This is a genomic window from Streptomyces sp. MZ04, from assembly GCF_004684775.1.
Classification (GTDB): domain Bacteria; phylum Actinomycetota; class Actinomycetes; order Streptomycetales; family Streptomycetaceae; genus Streptomyces.
The window spans coordinates 1-13,756 of the sequence record NZ_SRIC01000055.1 but is presented as its reverse complement, the minus strand read 5'-3'; the positions used below and the strand labels follow the sequence as shown (position 1 = coordinate 13,756).

15 protein-coding genes and 2 pseudogenes are annotated in these 13,756 nt (G+C 70.5%); 5 read left to right on the top strand and 12 right to left on the bottom strand.

Features of this window, described 5'->3' with window-relative positions:
* Positions 1-69: 69 nt before the first annotated feature.
* Positions 70-477, top strand: a complete 408-nt coding sequence (locus tag E2651_RS14800; protein WP_135331579.1) for a YciI family protein — start codon at positions 70-72, stop codon at positions 475-477.
* Positions 478-494: 17 nt separating this feature from the next.
* Positions 495-1,634, top strand: coding sequence for a DUF6596 domain-containing protein (locus E2651_RS14795; RefSeq protein ID WP_135331578.1), 1,140 nt, complete (start codon positions 495-497; stop codon positions 1,632-1,634).
* Between the two features lie 84 nt (positions 1,635-1,718).
* On the opposite strand, the gene E2651_RS14790 is transcribed toward E2651_RS14795, so the two are convergent.
* Positions 1,719-2,132 carry a cupin domain-containing protein gene (locus E2651_RS14790; RefSeq protein WP_135331577.1) on the bottom strand — a complete coding sequence of 138 codons (414 nt, stop codon included), beginning with the start codon at positions 2,130-2,132 and terminating at the stop codon, positions 1,719-1,721.
* Positions 2,133-2,186: 54 nt separating this feature from the next.
* Positions 2,187-2,907 (bottom strand): annotated as a pseudogene (locus E2651_RS14785) (SDR family NAD(P)-dependent oxidoreductase).
* Between the two features lie 236 nt (positions 2,908-3,143).
* Between E2651_RS14785 and E2651_RS14780 the strand changes: the two are divergent.
* Positions 3,144-3,851 carry a transcriptional regulator gene (locus E2651_RS14780; protein ID WP_167828793.1) on the top strand — a complete coding sequence of 236 codons (708 nt, stop codon included), beginning with the start codon at positions 3,144-3,146 and terminating at the stop codon, positions 3,849-3,851.
* On the opposite strand, the gene E2651_RS14775 is transcribed toward E2651_RS14780, so the two are convergent.
* From E2651_RS14775 to E2651_RS14745, 7 genes are all read right to left on the bottom strand, one after another.
* A complete protein-coding gene (locus tag E2651_RS14775; protein ID WP_135331576.1) occupies positions 3,832-4,209 on the bottom strand; it encodes a toxin Doc in 378 nt (125 codons plus the stop codon). The genes E2651_RS14780 and E2651_RS14775 overlap by 20 nt on opposite strands.
* Complete coding sequence (locus E2651_RS14770; protein WP_135331575.1) at positions 4,209-4,448, bottom strand: hypothetical protein; 240 nt, start codon at positions 4,446-4,448, stop codon at positions 4,209-4,211. Before E2651_RS14770 ends, E2651_RS14775 begins: the two co-directional genes overlap by 1 nt.
* 209 nt (positions 4,449-4,657) lie before the next feature.
* Positions 4,658-5,218 carry a DUF664 domain-containing protein gene (locus tag E2651_RS14765; RefSeq protein ID WP_135331574.1) on the bottom strand — a complete coding sequence of 187 codons (561 nt, stop codon included), beginning with the start codon at positions 5,216-5,218 and terminating at the stop codon, positions 4,658-4,660.
* Positions 5,215-5,787 carry a hypothetical protein gene (locus tag E2651_RS14760; RefSeq protein ID WP_135331600.1) on the bottom strand — a complete coding sequence of 191 codons (573 nt, stop codon included), beginning with the start codon at positions 5,785-5,787 and terminating at the stop codon, positions 5,215-5,217. Before E2651_RS14760 ends, E2651_RS14765 begins: the two co-directional genes overlap by 4 nt.
* A gap of 120 nt (positions 5,788-5,907) precedes the next feature.
* Entirely contained in the window at positions 5,908-7,290 is a 1,383-nt protein-coding gene (locus E2651_RS14755; RefSeq protein ID WP_135331599.1) for a carboxyl transferase domain-containing protein, read from the bottom strand.
* Positions 7,291-7,345: 55 nt separating this feature from the next.
* Positions 7,346-8,830 (bottom strand): acyl-CoA synthetase, encoded by a 1,485-nt coding sequence (locus E2651_RS14750; protein ID WP_135331573.1) that lies wholly within the window; start codon positions 8,828-8,830, stop codon positions 7,346-7,348.
* A 79-nt stretch (positions 8,831-8,909) separates the two neighbouring features.
* Entirely contained in the window at positions 8,910-10,175 is a 1,266-nt protein-coding gene (locus tag E2651_RS14745) for an SLC13 family permease (RefSeq protein WP_135331572.1), read from the bottom strand.
* 299 nt (positions 10,176-10,474) lie between these two features.
* Between E2651_RS14745 and E2651_RS14740 the strand changes: the two genes are divergently transcribed.
* Complete coding sequence (locus E2651_RS14740; protein ID WP_135331571.1) at positions 10,475-11,188, top strand: FadR/GntR family transcriptional regulator; 714 nt, start codon at positions 10,475-10,477, stop codon at positions 11,186-11,188.
* Between the two features lie 78 nt (positions 11,189-11,266).
* Entirely contained in the window at positions 11,267-11,728 is a 462-nt protein-coding gene (locus E2651_RS14735) for a pyridoxamine 5'-phosphate oxidase family protein (RefSeq protein WP_135331570.1), read from the top strand.
* A 19-nt stretch (positions 11,729-11,747) separates the two neighbouring features.
* On the opposite strand, the gene E2651_RS14730 is transcribed toward E2651_RS14735, so the two are convergent.
* From E2651_RS14730 to E2651_RS14720, 3 genes and pseudogenes are all read right to left on the bottom strand, one after another.
* Complete coding sequence (locus E2651_RS14730) at positions 11,748-12,392, bottom strand: dihydrofolate reductase family protein (RefSeq protein WP_135331569.1); 645 nt, start codon at positions 12,390-12,392, stop codon at positions 11,748-11,750.
* 175 nt (positions 12,393-12,567) lie between these two features.
* Positions 12,568-13,383: a hypothetical protein gene (locus E2651_RS14725; protein ID WP_135331598.1), complete on the bottom strand. Its 816-nt coding sequence runs from the start codon at positions 13,381-13,383 to the stop codon at positions 12,568-12,570.
* A 128-nt stretch (positions 13,384-13,511) separates the two neighbouring features.
* Positions 13,512-13,756 (bottom strand): annotated as a pseudogene (locus E2651_RS14720) (hypothetical protein); the annotation flags it as partial.

The following is a 13,756-nucleotide window of genomic DNA, read 5'->3' as shown; positions in this document are numbered from 1 at the left end:
CGCCGACCGGCTCCGTCCCTGCTATGAACGCGACCACAATGGGTCGCATCAGCACCAAGGAGAACCGTCATGGCCAAGTACCTGCTGCTCAAGCACTACCGAGGCGCCCCGGCTGCCGTCAACGACGTGCCCATGGACCAGTGGACGCCGGAGGAGATCTCGGCCCACCTGCAGTACATGAACGACTTCGCGGCCCGGCTGGAGAAGACCGGCGAGTTCGTCGACAGCCAGGCGCTGGCCCCCGAGGGGACGTTCGTCCGGTACGACGGTGAGGGGCGCCCGCCGGTCACCGACGGGCCGTTCGCCGAGACCAAGGACGTCATCGCCGGCTGGATGGTGATCGACGTCGACAACTACGAGCGCGCCGTCGAGCTGGCCGGGGAACTGTCGGCCGCCCCTGGGGCTGGCGGCAAGCCGATCCACGAGTGGCTGGAGCTGCGCCCGTTCTACGGCGTGCAGCCCACCATCACGGAGTGACCTCTCAGGTGACTCAGATGAACGAGGCCCTGCTGAGGAGCCTCACGCCGAGCGTGCTCGCCGTCCTCGTCCGCCGCGGAGCCGACTTCGCGGCGGCCGAGGACGCCGTACAGGACGCACTCGTCGAGGCGGTCCGCGTCTGGCCGGCCGACCCTCCGCGCGATGCGAAGGGCTGGCTGGTCACCGCGGCCTGGCGCAAGTTCCTCGACGCGACCCGCGCGGACACCGCCCGCCGCCGACGCGAGGATCGCGTCGACGAGGAGCCGTCGCCCGGGCCCGCACCCGCGGCGGACGACACCCTCCAGCTCTACTTCCTGTGCGCCCACCCGTCGCTCACGCCGTCGTCCGCGGTCGCGCTCACACTGCGCGCCGTCGGCGGTCTCACCACCCGCCAGATCGCCCAGGCCTACCTGGTGCCCGAGGCGACCATGGCGCAGCGGATCAGCCGGGCCAAGCGCACCGTCTCCGGCGTGCGGTTCGACAAGCCCGGCGACGTCGCCACCGTGCTGCGCGTCCTCTACCTGGTCTTCAACGAGGGCTACTCCGGCGATGTCGACCTCGCCGCCGAGGCCATCCGGCTCACCCGGCAGCTCGCGGCCGCCGTCGACCACCCCGAGGCGTCGGGGCTGCTCGCTCTCATGCTGCTCCACCACGCCCGGCGTGCCGCCAGGACCGCGCCCGACGGCAGTCTGGTGCCGCTCGCCGAGCAGGACCGCGGCCGCTGGGACACCGAGTCGATCGCGGAGGGCGTGCAGATCCTGCAGGCGGCCCTCGCCCGCGACCGCCTGGGCGAGTTCCAGGCCCAGGCCGCCATCGCCGCCCTCCACGCCGACGCGCCCACCGCCGAGGAGACCGACTGGGTGCAGATCGTCGAGTGGTACGACGAGCTCGCGGGCCTGACCGACAGCCCGGTCGTCCTGCTCAACCGCGCGGTGGCCGTCGGCGAGGCCGATGGACCCCGCTCCGGCCTGGCGGCGCTCGCGAAGCTGGACGACTCGCTCCCTCGCCACACCGCGGTGGCGGCGTACCTCCACGAGCGCGACGGAGACCTGACGACGGCGGCACGGCTGTACGCCGAGGCGGCTCAGCAGGCCACCAACCTCGCCGAGCGCGACCACCTGACACGACAGGCCGCCCGTCTCAACGCCCGCCGGTGAAGCTGACGGGTCGCGCTCGGATTCTCATCACGGCATGCGGCTCACGGCTCACGGCTCACGGCATGCGGCTCACGCATGCGGCGGTCAGCGGGCGTTGGTGCGCGGCCCGGTGTAGGTCGCGTCGGTGACCTTCTCCAGCCAGACGGTCTCCGGTCGGTCGTCGCCCGTGCCCTCCCACAGGGCCAGGTGCTGCATGAAACGGTCTGGCGCCGCGCCGTGCCAGTGCTCCTCACCGGGCGGACAGGTGACCGTCTCGCCGGGGTGGGCCTCGATGACCGTTCCGTCGCGGGTGCCGATGAGGGCGACGCCTTCGACGACGTGCAGGGTCTGGCCGACGGCGTGGTGGTGCCAGTCGGTGCGGGCGCCGGGGGAGAAACGCACCCTGTTCATGCGCATGCGCGACGGCTCCTGTCCGGCGTGGATGACGTCGAACCAGACGTCGCCGGTGAACCAGTCCGCCGGAGCCTTCACGGTCGGCTGCTGCTTGAGAAGTTCCACGGGGTGTTCCTTCTGGTTGGGATGTCGGGGGGATCTTTTCTTGGGGGCGTGAGATCAGGTCGCGTCGGTGTGAGCGAGATCCGCACCCAGGGCGCGGGAGGCGCGCGCCTGCTCGATCAGCTCCTGGCCCTTGGCCTCGGCGGTGGGGATGGCGTCGGCACCGGCGACGAACCGCAGCGGAGGCTGCTCCAGGGCGGCGACCTTCAGCAGGGCGTCGGCGAGCTTGGCTGGGTCGCCGGCCTGCTGCCCGTTCATGGACTGCCAGGCGGCCTTCGTGGCGGCGGTGCGCTCGGCGTAGTCGTCGATGGACAGTTCCGCCCAGGTGGTGGAGGCATCCATGAGCAGCTCGGTGCGGAAGAAGCCCGGTTCCACGATCGTGGTGCGGATCCCGAACGGCTCGACGTCGAAGCGCAGGGACTCCATCCAGCCCTCGAGGCCGAACTTCGCGGCGGCGTACGCGACGCAGAATTCCTGGCCCACCAGCCCGGCGATGGAGGAGAGGCTGATGATGTGGCCGTCGCGCTGGGCGCGCATGACGGGCAGGACGGCGCGGGTGACGTTCATCGGGCCGAACAGGTTCGTCTCGATCTGCCGGCGCATCTGGGCACCGGAGATCTCCTCGAAGTAGCCGGCGTAGAAGTTCGCGGCGTTGTTGACCAGGACGTCGATCCGGCCGAACGCCTCCACGGCCTGCTGTGCGACCTGGCGGGCCTGGCCGAGCTCGGTCGGTACCCAGGCCGCGGCCGGCGCCGGTGATGATGAAGACCTTGCTCATGGGGGTGTGTGCTCCAGGGGGGGCGACGCTGTAGGGCGGAAGGCGGAAGGCGGAAGGCGGAAGGCGGAAGGCGGAAGGCGGAAGGCGGAAGACGGAAGGCGGAAGACGGAAGGCCGAAAGCTAAAAGTCGAAAGCTGTAGGGCCGCCGGAAGGGGATTCCAATCCGGCATCCGGATGCCTTTCGTAGCGGCTTCTCCTTCACGCTCACATATTCCTCCGAGCGCGCAAAGAGGAGAATGGACTACTACACCCGCCTTGAGCAGGGCCGGATGCAGCCATCGGCAGCGGTGCTGCAGACCCTGGTGCGGGTGCTGCACCTGCAGGACGATCAGCGCGACTACGTATTCGAGCTGGCGGGCAGAACAGGGACGCGGACCCGCGGCAAAGCGCGGCAGAAGGTCCAGCCGCAGCTGCGACGCCTGCTCGCTCTCACCGCAACTCCGGCGATCGTCCTCGGCCGCCGGATGGACGTGCTGGCCTGGAATGCGCTCGGCGCCGCCCTGGTGACCGACTTCTCCGAAGTCCCGGAGAAGGAACGCAATTACGTCCGCCTGATGTTCACCGATCCCGCCCTGCGCAAGCTCTATCCGGAATGGGAGAAGGTCGCCCGCACCGCCGTGGCGCAATTGCGCAGGGAAGCGGCGAAGTATCCCCAGGACCCGCGCCTGGTATCGCTGGTCGGTGAACTGTCCGTACGCGACGAGGACTTCCGCACCTGGTGGGCCGGCCACGAGGTCGCCTCCCTGAGCGTGGGCACGAAGACACTCAACCACCCCCTCGTCGGCGAGCTGACCCTGGACTGGGACACCCTGACCGCAAGCACGGACCCCGACCAGCAGCTGGTCGTGTGGACCGCCGAACCCGGCACACCCTCCTTCGACGGGCTGCGCATCCTCGCGTCCTGGGCGGCGGACCCCGACCGGATCAGACCTTCCAGGACCTGATCTGGTCGGCGACGGCATAGACGCTGACGCGGCTCTCGCGGATCTTGCGTACGAGGTCGGACAGCGCTCCGTAGGGCGGGTCGATGCCCTCGCCGGACTGGTCCATGTACTGGGCCGCCACGAACGCCGCGTACAGACTGTTGCGATAGGGCAGCGGCTCCAGGCGCACGATGGTGTGCAGCAGAGCGGCGGCGCGCCACGCGGCGTCCGGGTCGGCGGATTCCAGGGTCGGCAGCTTCGTCTTGTGCCGGGCCACCGCGGCGACCAGCGCGGAGTAGTCCGACACGGTCATGTCCTCGGGCGCGACAGCGAACTCCTGGACGTCCAAGAGCCAGGCGACGTCTATGTACAGAACCATCAGGCGGCCGTGGACCCCTCATGGCGCTCGGAGGGCGGAATCTCCTGGGGGCGGTCCTCGTCGAACTCGGAGCGCAGCTTCTCGGCCCACTCGGAGGCGCCGACGATGAACTGCTTGCGCTCCGCTTCACGCACGCCGAGGTCGTGCACGTACTGCTTGAGACTCTTGCCCGCGGCCGCCGCGGCCGCGCGGACTCCCTCGAATTCCTTGTCCGTGAAGGACACGTTCAGCGATGGCATACCACCAAGGTACCAACCAGGTACCTGAGGCCGGTCGGGCTGCGCGAAGATCTACGGGAAGATCCAGGCATGGACCTCGATCAACCAGTACGCCGCGGCCCAGCGAGATCCGTCGCGAGGACGACCCCTCCCACCTCGTACTTCCGTAGCAATGGGCTGCCCGAGCAGCCGCGCGGCACCGCCATCTGCCACCCGCCGGAGGCGAATGGCTACTGGCCCACCCGTCCGTCGACGCACTCGCGCAACAGGTCGGCGTGCCCGCAATGACGCGCGTACTCCTCGATCCTGTGCACCAACAGCTCCCGTATCGCGATCCCGTCCTTGCCCACCCGCTCGCCCAGATCCGGGTGGGCGGCCAGCGCGGCGTCGGTCGCGGCCTGCTCGCGCTCCAGAGCGGCGTACGCGGCGTCGACCTCGGCCTGCTCGGCGACGGCTCCGTCGAAGTCCGCGTCACGCTTGCCGTACAGCTTCGGCACGGGATCACCGTCGGTGATCCAGTTGCGCCAGTCCCGCTCCACCTCGACGAGGTGCCGGATCAGCCCGAGCAGCGACATCGTCGAAGGCGGCACCGACCGACGGGCCATTTGCTCCGCATCCAGGCCTTCGCACTTCATCCGCAGGGTGATGCGGTAGTTCTTCAGGAAGTCCTCCAGCGTCGCAAGCTCGCCGTCCGGACTGACTCCTTCGCCGTCACGGGGGTCGTCGTCCGGGTCAGCCCACATGTCGGGGTAGATGGTTGCCTGGGTCCAGCGTGCGGGTTGGTCAGTCATGCGGTGCATGCTCGTGGGTGAGTACCAGGGCCCGCCACTGATTTTTCCCATTGCGTCAGGAGGGCGAAGTCGTCGGGGACCAGGCCGATTCGGGGGTCGATGCGATGGAGCAGGGCGGGGCCGTCGTGGTGGGCCTTCACCCATGCGCGGTCGGCATCGGTGATCTCGTCGTCGACCCAGGCGAAGGCACGGCCCTCGGCCCACGCGCCGATCTGTGGCGTCTTCCAGAACACGCCATCCGGGGGATCGGGTCGCGGCGAGGGCCACGGAATGAAGGGCAGCGCGGGCAGTCCCAGCACGGGGGCGATGAAGGCGTTGGCCTCTTCTTCCCAGGTCGTCGCCCAGACCAGATCGAAGGGGAGTGCGGCCAGCGGCGGCCCGTGGTCGGGGTTGAGCCACACCCGCAGTGGTTTCACCCGCCTGTCGGGGAGCCCCCACTGTTCCATTCGGTGCCGTTCGGTGGCCTCCCACCGGGGCGTCAGCAGGCGGTGCGTCTGGTAGCCCCGGGGGCGGCGCTGTGGCTTTGCGGCGTAGGGATTCAGCGGTCCGTCGACATCGATCAGCAGCATGGGGCGCACCGGCTCACTCCCTTGGTCGGTGGCCGCACGCTACCGGCCGTTGACGGAGACCACCCAGGGCATTTTCGACGGGCGGCGATCTCCGGCGTGGGCAGCCCCATTGCTGACGGTCTAGGACGTGTGCTTCGTGTCCACGATTCCTCGTACGACGCCCAGGTGCTCCAAGTCCTGTGGGCGGATGCGGAGTTGGTCTGCCGTAGTGCGCACCTCTTCCTGCGGTCGTTTGAGGATGGCGGCTGCTGCCTCAGGGGCGATGACGGAGAAGTAACTGTCCGGCGTCGCCCAGGTGTTGACGGGTGCGGCGAGCGCCAGCGCGCCGCCCGAGCCGCCCTCGCCGATCAGCAAGGTGGTGATCGGGATTTCGGCGGTGGCCACGGCGCCGAACAGTTCCGCGATCGCGGCGCCCGCGCCCTGCCGTTCCGCCTCCGCGTCGTTGGCGGCGCCCGGGGTGTCCACCAGCGTCAATACGGGGATGCGTAGGCGGTCCGCGAGGCGGATCAGCCGTGCGGCGGTGCGGTAGCCGGCGGGGCGGGTGGCCGTGCCGGTCTGGGCGGCGTAGGCGATGGCGCGTGTGCGGCCGTCGTTGGTGCGCGTACCGGCGTCGTTGTCCGGCAGCTCCCCGAAGCCGCACAGCATGCCGTCGTCGGTGCCGCCGCACCGGTCGCCGCTGATCGCCGAGCGGTGCGTGAAGTAGGTGTCCAAGTAGGCTGCCGCGCACGGGCGTTGGGGGGATCTCGCGTTGCGTACGGCGTCCCAGCCGGTGGCCGGGAGACCGGTGGCGCCCAGGGCCGGGGGAGGCGGGGCGGGCTCGGTCGACGGGCGGCCCAGCAGACGCAGCCAGCGCCCCAGCACCTGCCGCAGCTCCTGCGGGGGAACCACGGCGTCGATCGCGCCCGCCGCCAGCTGCGCCTCCGCCGTGTACGCGGCCGCGTCCGCGTCGGGCGGCCGTACGCGTGAGCCGGCGAAGCCCACCTCGGCGCCCGGCAGCGCCAGGATCACGTCGGCGCCCGCGCCCAGGGTGGCCCAGCCGCCTCCCGTGGTCGGGTCGAGCAGCACGGCGATCTGGGGCAGTCCGGACTGCCTGGTGCGCGCGGACTGCCCTGCCACGCGCTGGAGTTGGACCAGTGCGCGCATGCCCTCCTGGACGCGGCTGCCGCCCGTCGCGACGAGCGAGACGAGTGGGACGCGGGCCTCGCGCGCGTATGCGTACGCCGCCACCAGGCGGTCACCCGTGCGCTCGCCCAGCGACCCGCCCAGGAAGCCGAACTCGAACGCGATCAGCACGGCGGTGATTCCGCCGACGGTCGCCGTGCCGCAGACGACCGACTCCTCCTCACCGGTGCGGGCGGCGGCGCGCACGCGCGAGGCGTCATAGCCCTGCCAGGACAGGGGGCCGTCCGCCCTGTACTCGCCTGCCGGGGCGGGCAGTTCGGCGAAGTCGTCCGTGGCGAGGGCGATGGCCTCGCGCGCCGTGAGCCGCCGGGTGCCGGTCATGGGGCGCCCGTCCTCCGCCGCAGGGCGTCCGTCGGCGGACACGGGGCGCCGGTCGTCAGTCATGGGTCAGCGACCGCTTCATGATCTTGCCCATGTCGTTGCGGGGCAGAGCGTCGAGGTAGTGCACGACACGGGGTCGCTTGTGAGGCGCCAGACTGCGCGCCACATGGTCCGCCAACTCCCCGGCGGGAGGCGGGAATTGGGGATCGGCGGGCACGATCCACGCCACGATCCGCTCGCCGAGGTCGGCGTCCGGCTCCCCGGTGACCGCGGCCTCCCGTACACCGGAGTGTTCCAGGAGCGCGTTCTCGATCTCACCCGCCCCGATCTTGTAGCCGCCGCTCTTGATGAGGTCGGTGGCCTTGCGGCCGACGATGCGTACGTAGCCGTCGGGGTCGCGCACCGCCATGTCGCCGGTGCGGAACCAGCCGTCATCGGTGAACGCCGCCGCCGTCGCGTCGGGGCGGTTGAGGTACTCGGTGAAGAGGTTGGGGCCGCGCACCTGGATCTCGCCCACCGTCTCGCCGTCCAGGGCAGCGACGGCCGTCACTCCGTCCTCCTCCGTCAGGCGCAGTTCGACTCCCGGCAGCGGCACCCCGACCGTGCCCGCGCGTGCCTCGCCGTCCGCGCGCACGCTCGTGTTCATCAGCGTCTCGGTCATTCCGTACCGCTCGATGACGCGCCGTCCCGTGGCCGCCGCGATCCGCTCGTGGTCGTGGACGGGCAAGGCTGCCGACCCCGACACGAGCAGCCGCGCCCGTGCGAGGGCCTTGGCCAGTGCCGGGTCGTCGGGCAGCGCCTCCGCGATCCGGTGGTACATCGTCGGCACCCCGAACAGCATCGTGGCGCCCTCGCTCAACTCCTGGGCCACGCCTGCCGTTTCGAACCTGCCGAGATGCCGCACGGATCCACCGCGACGCAGCGGGCCGAGGATGCCCAGGATCAGGCCGTGCACATGGAAGAGGGGCAGGGCGTGGACGAGTACGTCGTCGCCGGTCCACTGCCAGGCGTCCGCGAGGGCGTCCAGGGTGTCGGCGACGGCCCGGCGGGGAATGACGGCGCCCTTCGGCGGGCCGGTGGTGCCGGAGGTGTAGACGATCAGGGCGGGGTCTTCGGCGGGGCGTTCCGCGAGGGTGGTGAGGTAGGGGCGCCTCGTCCCTGTGGGGCGCACGTCGATGCCGACGCGCTCCAACGTATCGAGCGTGTATGGCAGTTGATCGCTCCCGGCCGCGAGGATCAGCGTCGGCTCGCTGTCGCTCACGATGTGCCCCAGCTCGCTCTCGCCCGACTTCGGGTTGAGCGGCACGGCGGGGACGCCCGCGAGCAGAGCGGCGACCACGGCGACGGCGGTCTCCAGGGTGGGGGTGGCCCACACGGCGACCCGGCCCGCGTCCGTGACGCGCGCGGCGAGCGGCGCCGCTGTGGCCGCGAGCTCGGCGTAGGTCAGGGAACGGTCGCCGAAACGCAGGGCGGGCCGGTGCGCGTCGGTGCCGTCAGGATCCGCCAGGGCCGCGGTCAAGGCCGGGAAGAGAGAGGACACGCGTCGTACTCCTTAGGTTGTTCGTCAGCCGTCAGCCGTCAGCCGTCAGCCGTCAGCCGTTCCGGATGGCGCGGTGGCGTCATCCCCAGTCGGGCACCACCAGCGCGAGCCACACCACAGCGGGCACCACGGCCACCACGACTCCTCCGTACACCATCAGCTGCCGGAAGAAACGCTCCCGGTCGACGTCGGGTGCCGCGGCCAGCACCAGCGCGCCGTTGGTCGAGAACGGGCTCACGTCCACCACCGTCGCCGACACCGAGAGCGCGGCCACCATGCCGACCGCCCCGATCTCGCCCTGCGCCAGGAAGGGCACGGCCAGCGGAATCAGCGCCCCCATGATGCCGACGGAAGAGGCGAACGCGGAGACCAGCGCGCCGATGTAGCAAAGGAGCACGGCGGACAGCAGCGGGACACCGATGTCGCTGACGCCCTCGCCCGCCCAGTCGATCGTGCCCATCTGGTCCAGGACGCCGACGTAGGTCAGCACTCCGCAGATCAGCAGGACCGTCGACCAGGCGATCTGGCTGACGGCGTCGCGGCTGTCGTCGGGCCAGCAGGCGGCGAGGAGGACGGCGAGGGTGATGGACGTCAGCCCGGCGTCCAGGTCAAAGGCGAGTACGGCGACGACCAGGGCCACGAGGGCGGCGAGGGTGGCGATGCGGGCGGTGGTGAGGCGACCGGCCGCTTCGGCCGCTTCGTCGGCGTCGTCGGAGCCGCCCTCCGCGAGCGCATCGACCTTCCGCAGCTTCAACCCTCCGAACAGCACGAACACCACACCGGCGATCACGAGGTTGACGATGAGTGAGGCGAGGAACAGGGTGATCTCACTGCCGGGGAGGCCCTCGCGCTCGACGATGCCGTTGACGATCGTGCCGTAGATGCTGATCGGGGAGAAGCCGCCGCCCTGCGCGCCGTGCACCACCATCGCCCCCATCAGGAGCGGGCTGATCGCGTACCGCGCGGCAAAGCTGAGGGCGATCGGCGCCACGATGGCGACGGCGGCCGGACTGACCGCGCCGATCGCGGTGAGCGCACCGGTCAGTACGAACATCACCCAAGGGATCAGCATCACCCGCCCGCGCACGAGCCGGATCGAGGCGTGCACCAGCCAGTCGGTGGTGCCGTTGGCCCGGGCGATCGCAAACAAGTACGTCACGCCGACGAGTACGACGAAGAGGTCACCGGGGAAACCGGCGAAGATCTTGTCGGCGTCGAGGTCCGCGACGAGTTCGCCGACGCCGAACGCGGCGGCGAAGGCGAGCGCGCCCATATTGATGGAGCGGGTGGTGGCGATCACGAACACCACGACGAGCACGAGGATCGATATCAATTCGGCGGACATGCGGGCTCCCGTCCTTGGGTCCCCAGGCCAGTAAGTGGTTGAGCGGCTTAGCGGCCGAGTGGTCAAACGGCCGAGTGGCAAAGCGGCACGGTGGTCAAGTGGCGGAGTGGCCAAGTGGCCAAGTGGCTGAACCACATTGGGTGTTGTGTGTGGAGACCGTCAAGAGACGCGACAAGAATTGGCTCAGCCACTTATCCACTCGGCCACTTATCCACAGACCCGGTGAGCCGGCCACCCCCGGTGTTACGCTGCCGCCGCAGGGGACCAACACCGCGCAAGAGCGGGCAAGGGGGACGGGCATGACCGACGCACTGCGCCCGGTGGCGGCCAAGCCGCGCCTGTACGAGCAGGTCCTCGACAGCCTGCGCAGTTATGTCGCCGAGGGCGGCCTGGGAGCGGGCGACCGCCTCCCGCCCGAGCGCGACCTGGCGGCCCGGCTCGGCGTCAGCCGCGCGTCCGTGAAGCAGGCCATCGTCGTCCTGGAGGTCCAGGGCCTGGTCGAGGCCCGGCACGGCGGCGGCACCTACCTGGTCCGCGACACCCTCGACGTCGAGCCCGTCGAGCAGCTCGTCGAGCGCCGCCGGCGGCTCCCCGACGTACTGGACGCGCGTGAGGCCCTGGAGACGAAGCTCGCCGAACTGGCGGCCGAGCGCCGCACCGACGAGGACCTGGTGGCCATCCGCTCCGCCCTGGCCCGGATGGCCACCGAGATCGAGGACGGCGCGCACGGCGTGGAGGGCGACCGTCTCTTCCACGCGGCGGTCACCGGCGCGGCGCACAGCGGCATCCTCGCCGAGTTCATGCGCTCCATCGCCGACCAGATCGCCGAGAGCCGCAACGAGTCCCTGCGCCAGCCCGGCCGCCCGCCACGGTCACACGCCCAGCACCTCGCGATCCTCGAGGCGATCGAGGCCCGGCAGCCCAAGAAGGCGGCTGCGGCCATGCGCAGGCATGTGCGCACGGTGGCGAAGGTCCGGCTCCTGGACTGGGACCCTGAGCCGGACAACGAGTAGCTGAGTGGCGGTTCGGTCGCATGGAGTAGGACCCGCGCCCCATGCGTGCGGCGCGGACGCTGGCTAGGGTCACCGAACATGCAGACCACGGAAACCACTCATCGCAACGTGTCGCAGCGCAGGCGCGACACTCTGGCCCGGCTCGAGGCGGAGCGGGACATCTGGGTGGCGACGGCCCACCCCGAGCACGGCCCGCACCAAGTGCCCCTGTGGTTCTGGTGGGACGGACGAGGCGTATGGATGTGCACCGGCGAGACTTCCGTGACCGCACGCAACGTACGCAAGGAGCCCCGCGTCCGCCTGTCGCTTCCCGACACCGTCGACGTGGTGCTGCTGCAGGGCGAGGCGGAGTGCTTCCTGGACCGGGACGTGCCGGCGAACGCGGCAGACGCGTTCACCGACAAGTTCGGGTGGGACCCTCGAGCGGAGGAAGGCGCCTTTCTGTACGTGCACGTGGTGCCGAAGACCGTGCGCGCGTGGCGGGATGAGCCCGAACTGCGCGGCAGGGTCGTCATGCGCGACGGAGTGTGGGTGGACTAGTGCTACTCAGCGGTTGACGTCACTTTCGCCAGAACAGGTGGTGCGTCACGCCGCTCGGGCTCGGCACGACGTCGCGGTGGAACCGGTCGAGGAGTTCATCGGGGGACTCCCAGAGCCGCGCCCCGGACCCGAGCTTCACCGACGAGACCGCCACGTGCAGGGTGTCGACGAGGTCGGCGTCGAGGAACTCCCGGATGGTGGTGGCCCCGCCGCCGAGCCGGACGTCCTTGCCCTGCGCCGCCTCCCGCGCCCGTTCGAGGACCTTGGCCGGTTCGTCGTCGACGAAGTGGAACGTCGTGTCGGACAGAGTGAAGGACGGACGCGGGTGGTGGGTCATGACGAACACGGGGGTGTGGAAGGGGGGTTCGTCGCCCCACCAGCCGCGCCAGTCGTAGTTCTCCCAGGGCCCGCGCTGAGGCCCGAACTTGTTGCGGCCCATGATCTCGGCGCCGATGTTGTGTGCGAAGTCTCGGGTGAGGTAGTCGTCGAGGCCGCGGCTGCCTCCGGGGTCGGTGCGCATGGGCCAGCTCGCCGTGGCTCCGCACCAGGCGAACATGTCCCCCGGATCGGCATGCCCGAACGGCCTCTCGAGGCTCTGGCCCTCACCGGCACCGAATCCGTCGCTGGAGACGTTGAAGTTCTGGACCCGCAACAGTTGTGGCACGTGCTTCCTCCGGTGTTGGTAGACGTCCTGTGTTGGTAGACGGTGATGAGACTGCCCGGGCCGCGCAAACTCATCGCCGCGACCGGAAGCGGCCCGTGGTTGGGCTCATCGAGTGAACCCTCAACCTGAGGGTCAGGGTGAGGGTAGAGGGTGCTCGGCCTGCCGTGTCCCCCACTCACTCCCACCAGGCCTCCCGCACCCGCAGGCTCCCCGTGTCCTCGCAGCCGGCCCCGTTGGACACCTCCTCGGTGTCCAGGTTCCAGCCGACGACGCCGTTGCCCTTGCGGCCCAGTTCGATCAGGCGCTGCGTCGAGGTCTCCGTACCGTTCTGCACCTGGCATTCGAGTACCGAGGTCCACGCCTTGCCGTCCAGCGCGACGTTGAACGCGAGCAGCGGCAGGACGAGGACGGTGAGGGCTGCGGCGATCCACTGCTCGGCGCCCGCCACACCGCGCAGCCAGCCGCTGGGCCGGTAGCCGACGTCGTGGTGCCGCTTGCCGCGGCGGCCTGTGCGGTACTCCACGACGACTCCCTCGCGCAGCGCGAAGGCGATCAGGCCGGTGGCCAGGCCCCACCAAGGACCGTAGAAGCAGGCGGCGATGAGGCCCACGGCGAACGGATTGACGGCCGTCAACGCGATCCGCCGCGCGGTGTCGGCCCAGCTGTGCCCCTGGGGCACGGCGCCGCGCGCCGCGAACAAGGCGAAGACGACCCGCGACACGACGATCCCGAACACCGCGCCGAGCGCCGGCTCGGTGAGGAGCATTCCGAGCACCACGTCGGGCCAGTTGGCGGGCTCCATGCCGACGAAGACGCCGCGCGCGTTCGCCTCGCCGCCCACCGTGTACGTCACCTTCACACAGGGCAGCGCGAGCGCCAGTGCGAGCAACAGGGTGTGCCCGGGCCCGCCTTTGCTGTCGACGGCCTGCGCCCGTGCGATCTGCTGGTCCTCGTGCTGGTCCTCGTACTGGTCCTGGTCCTGGTCCGACATGGCGGACACCGAAGCACGGTCAGTGACTCGTCGTGGTGGTACGACACCCAGATCCGCGGCAACAGGCCCTGACGGCCCAGCACACCGGGCCGCCGCCTGCCCACCGAGTTCGCACCAGTCCCCCCAGATCAGGGCTGGGCGTTGAGCCATTCCTCGAAGGTGGGGCCCGCGAGCTTGGCGTGCGGGCTCGGCAGGAAACCGCCGGCTGCCGCGGTCTCGGCATCGGGCATGCCGGAGCCGTCGACCTCGACGACCTTGATGCCGCGGCGGGAGCCCAGGAGTCGGGCCGCCTCGGCCATGCTCTCCCTGCGGGGCCCGGCGATCTCTGGGATCGGTGTTCCGGGGACGGGGACGGGGCCGGGGCCCGGCTGGG

Bases quoted from the DNA above. Each gene is read 5' to 3' on its own strand.
- E2651_RS14725 (WP_135331598.1), bottom strand. From the start codon at position 13,383: ATGTCGGACCAGGACCAGGACCAGTACGAGGACCAGCACGAGGACCAG.
- E2651_RS14760 (WP_135331600.1), bottom strand. From the start codon at position 5,787: ATGCTGCTGATCGATGTCGACGGACCGCTGAATCCCTACGCCGCAAAG.
- E2651_RS14780 (WP_167828793.1), top strand. From the start codon at position 3,144: ATGGACTACTACACCCGCCTTGAGCAGGGCCGGATGCAGCCATCGGCA.
- E2651_RS14770 (WP_135331575.1), bottom strand. From the start codon at position 4,448: ATGCCATCGCTGAACGTGTCCTTCACGGACAAGGAATTCGAGGGAGTC.
- E2651_RS14740 (WP_135331571.1), top strand. From the start codon at position 10,475: ATGACCGACGCACTGCGCCCGGTGGCGGCCAAGCCGCGCCTGTACGAG.
- E2651_RS14735 (WP_135331570.1), top strand. From the start codon at position 11,267: ATGCAGACCACGGAAACCACTCATCGCAACGTGTCGCAGCGCAGGCGC.
- E2651_RS14775 (WP_135331576.1), bottom strand. From the start codon at position 4,209: ATGGTTCTGTACATAGACGTCGCCTGGCTCTTGGACGTCCAGGAGTTC.
- E2651_RS14765 (WP_135331574.1), bottom strand. From the start codon at position 5,218: ATGACTGACCAACCCGCACGCTGGACCCAGGCAACCATCTACCCCGAC.
- E2651_RS14795 (WP_135331578.1), top strand. From the start codon at position 495: ATGAACGAGGCCCTGCTGAGGAGCCTCACGCCGAGCGTGCTCGCCGTC.
- E2651_RS14755 (WP_135331599.1), bottom strand. From the start codon at position 7,290: ATGACCGGCACCCGGCGGCTCACGGCGCGCGAGGCCATCGCCCTCGCC.
- E2651_RS14745 (WP_135331572.1), bottom strand. From the start codon at position 10,175: ATGTCCGCCGAATTGATATCGATCCTCGTGCTCGTCGTGGTGTTCGTG.
- E2651_RS14800 (WP_135331579.1), top strand. From the start codon at position 70: ATGGCCAAGTACCTGCTGCTCAAGCACTACCGAGGCGCCCCGGCTGCC.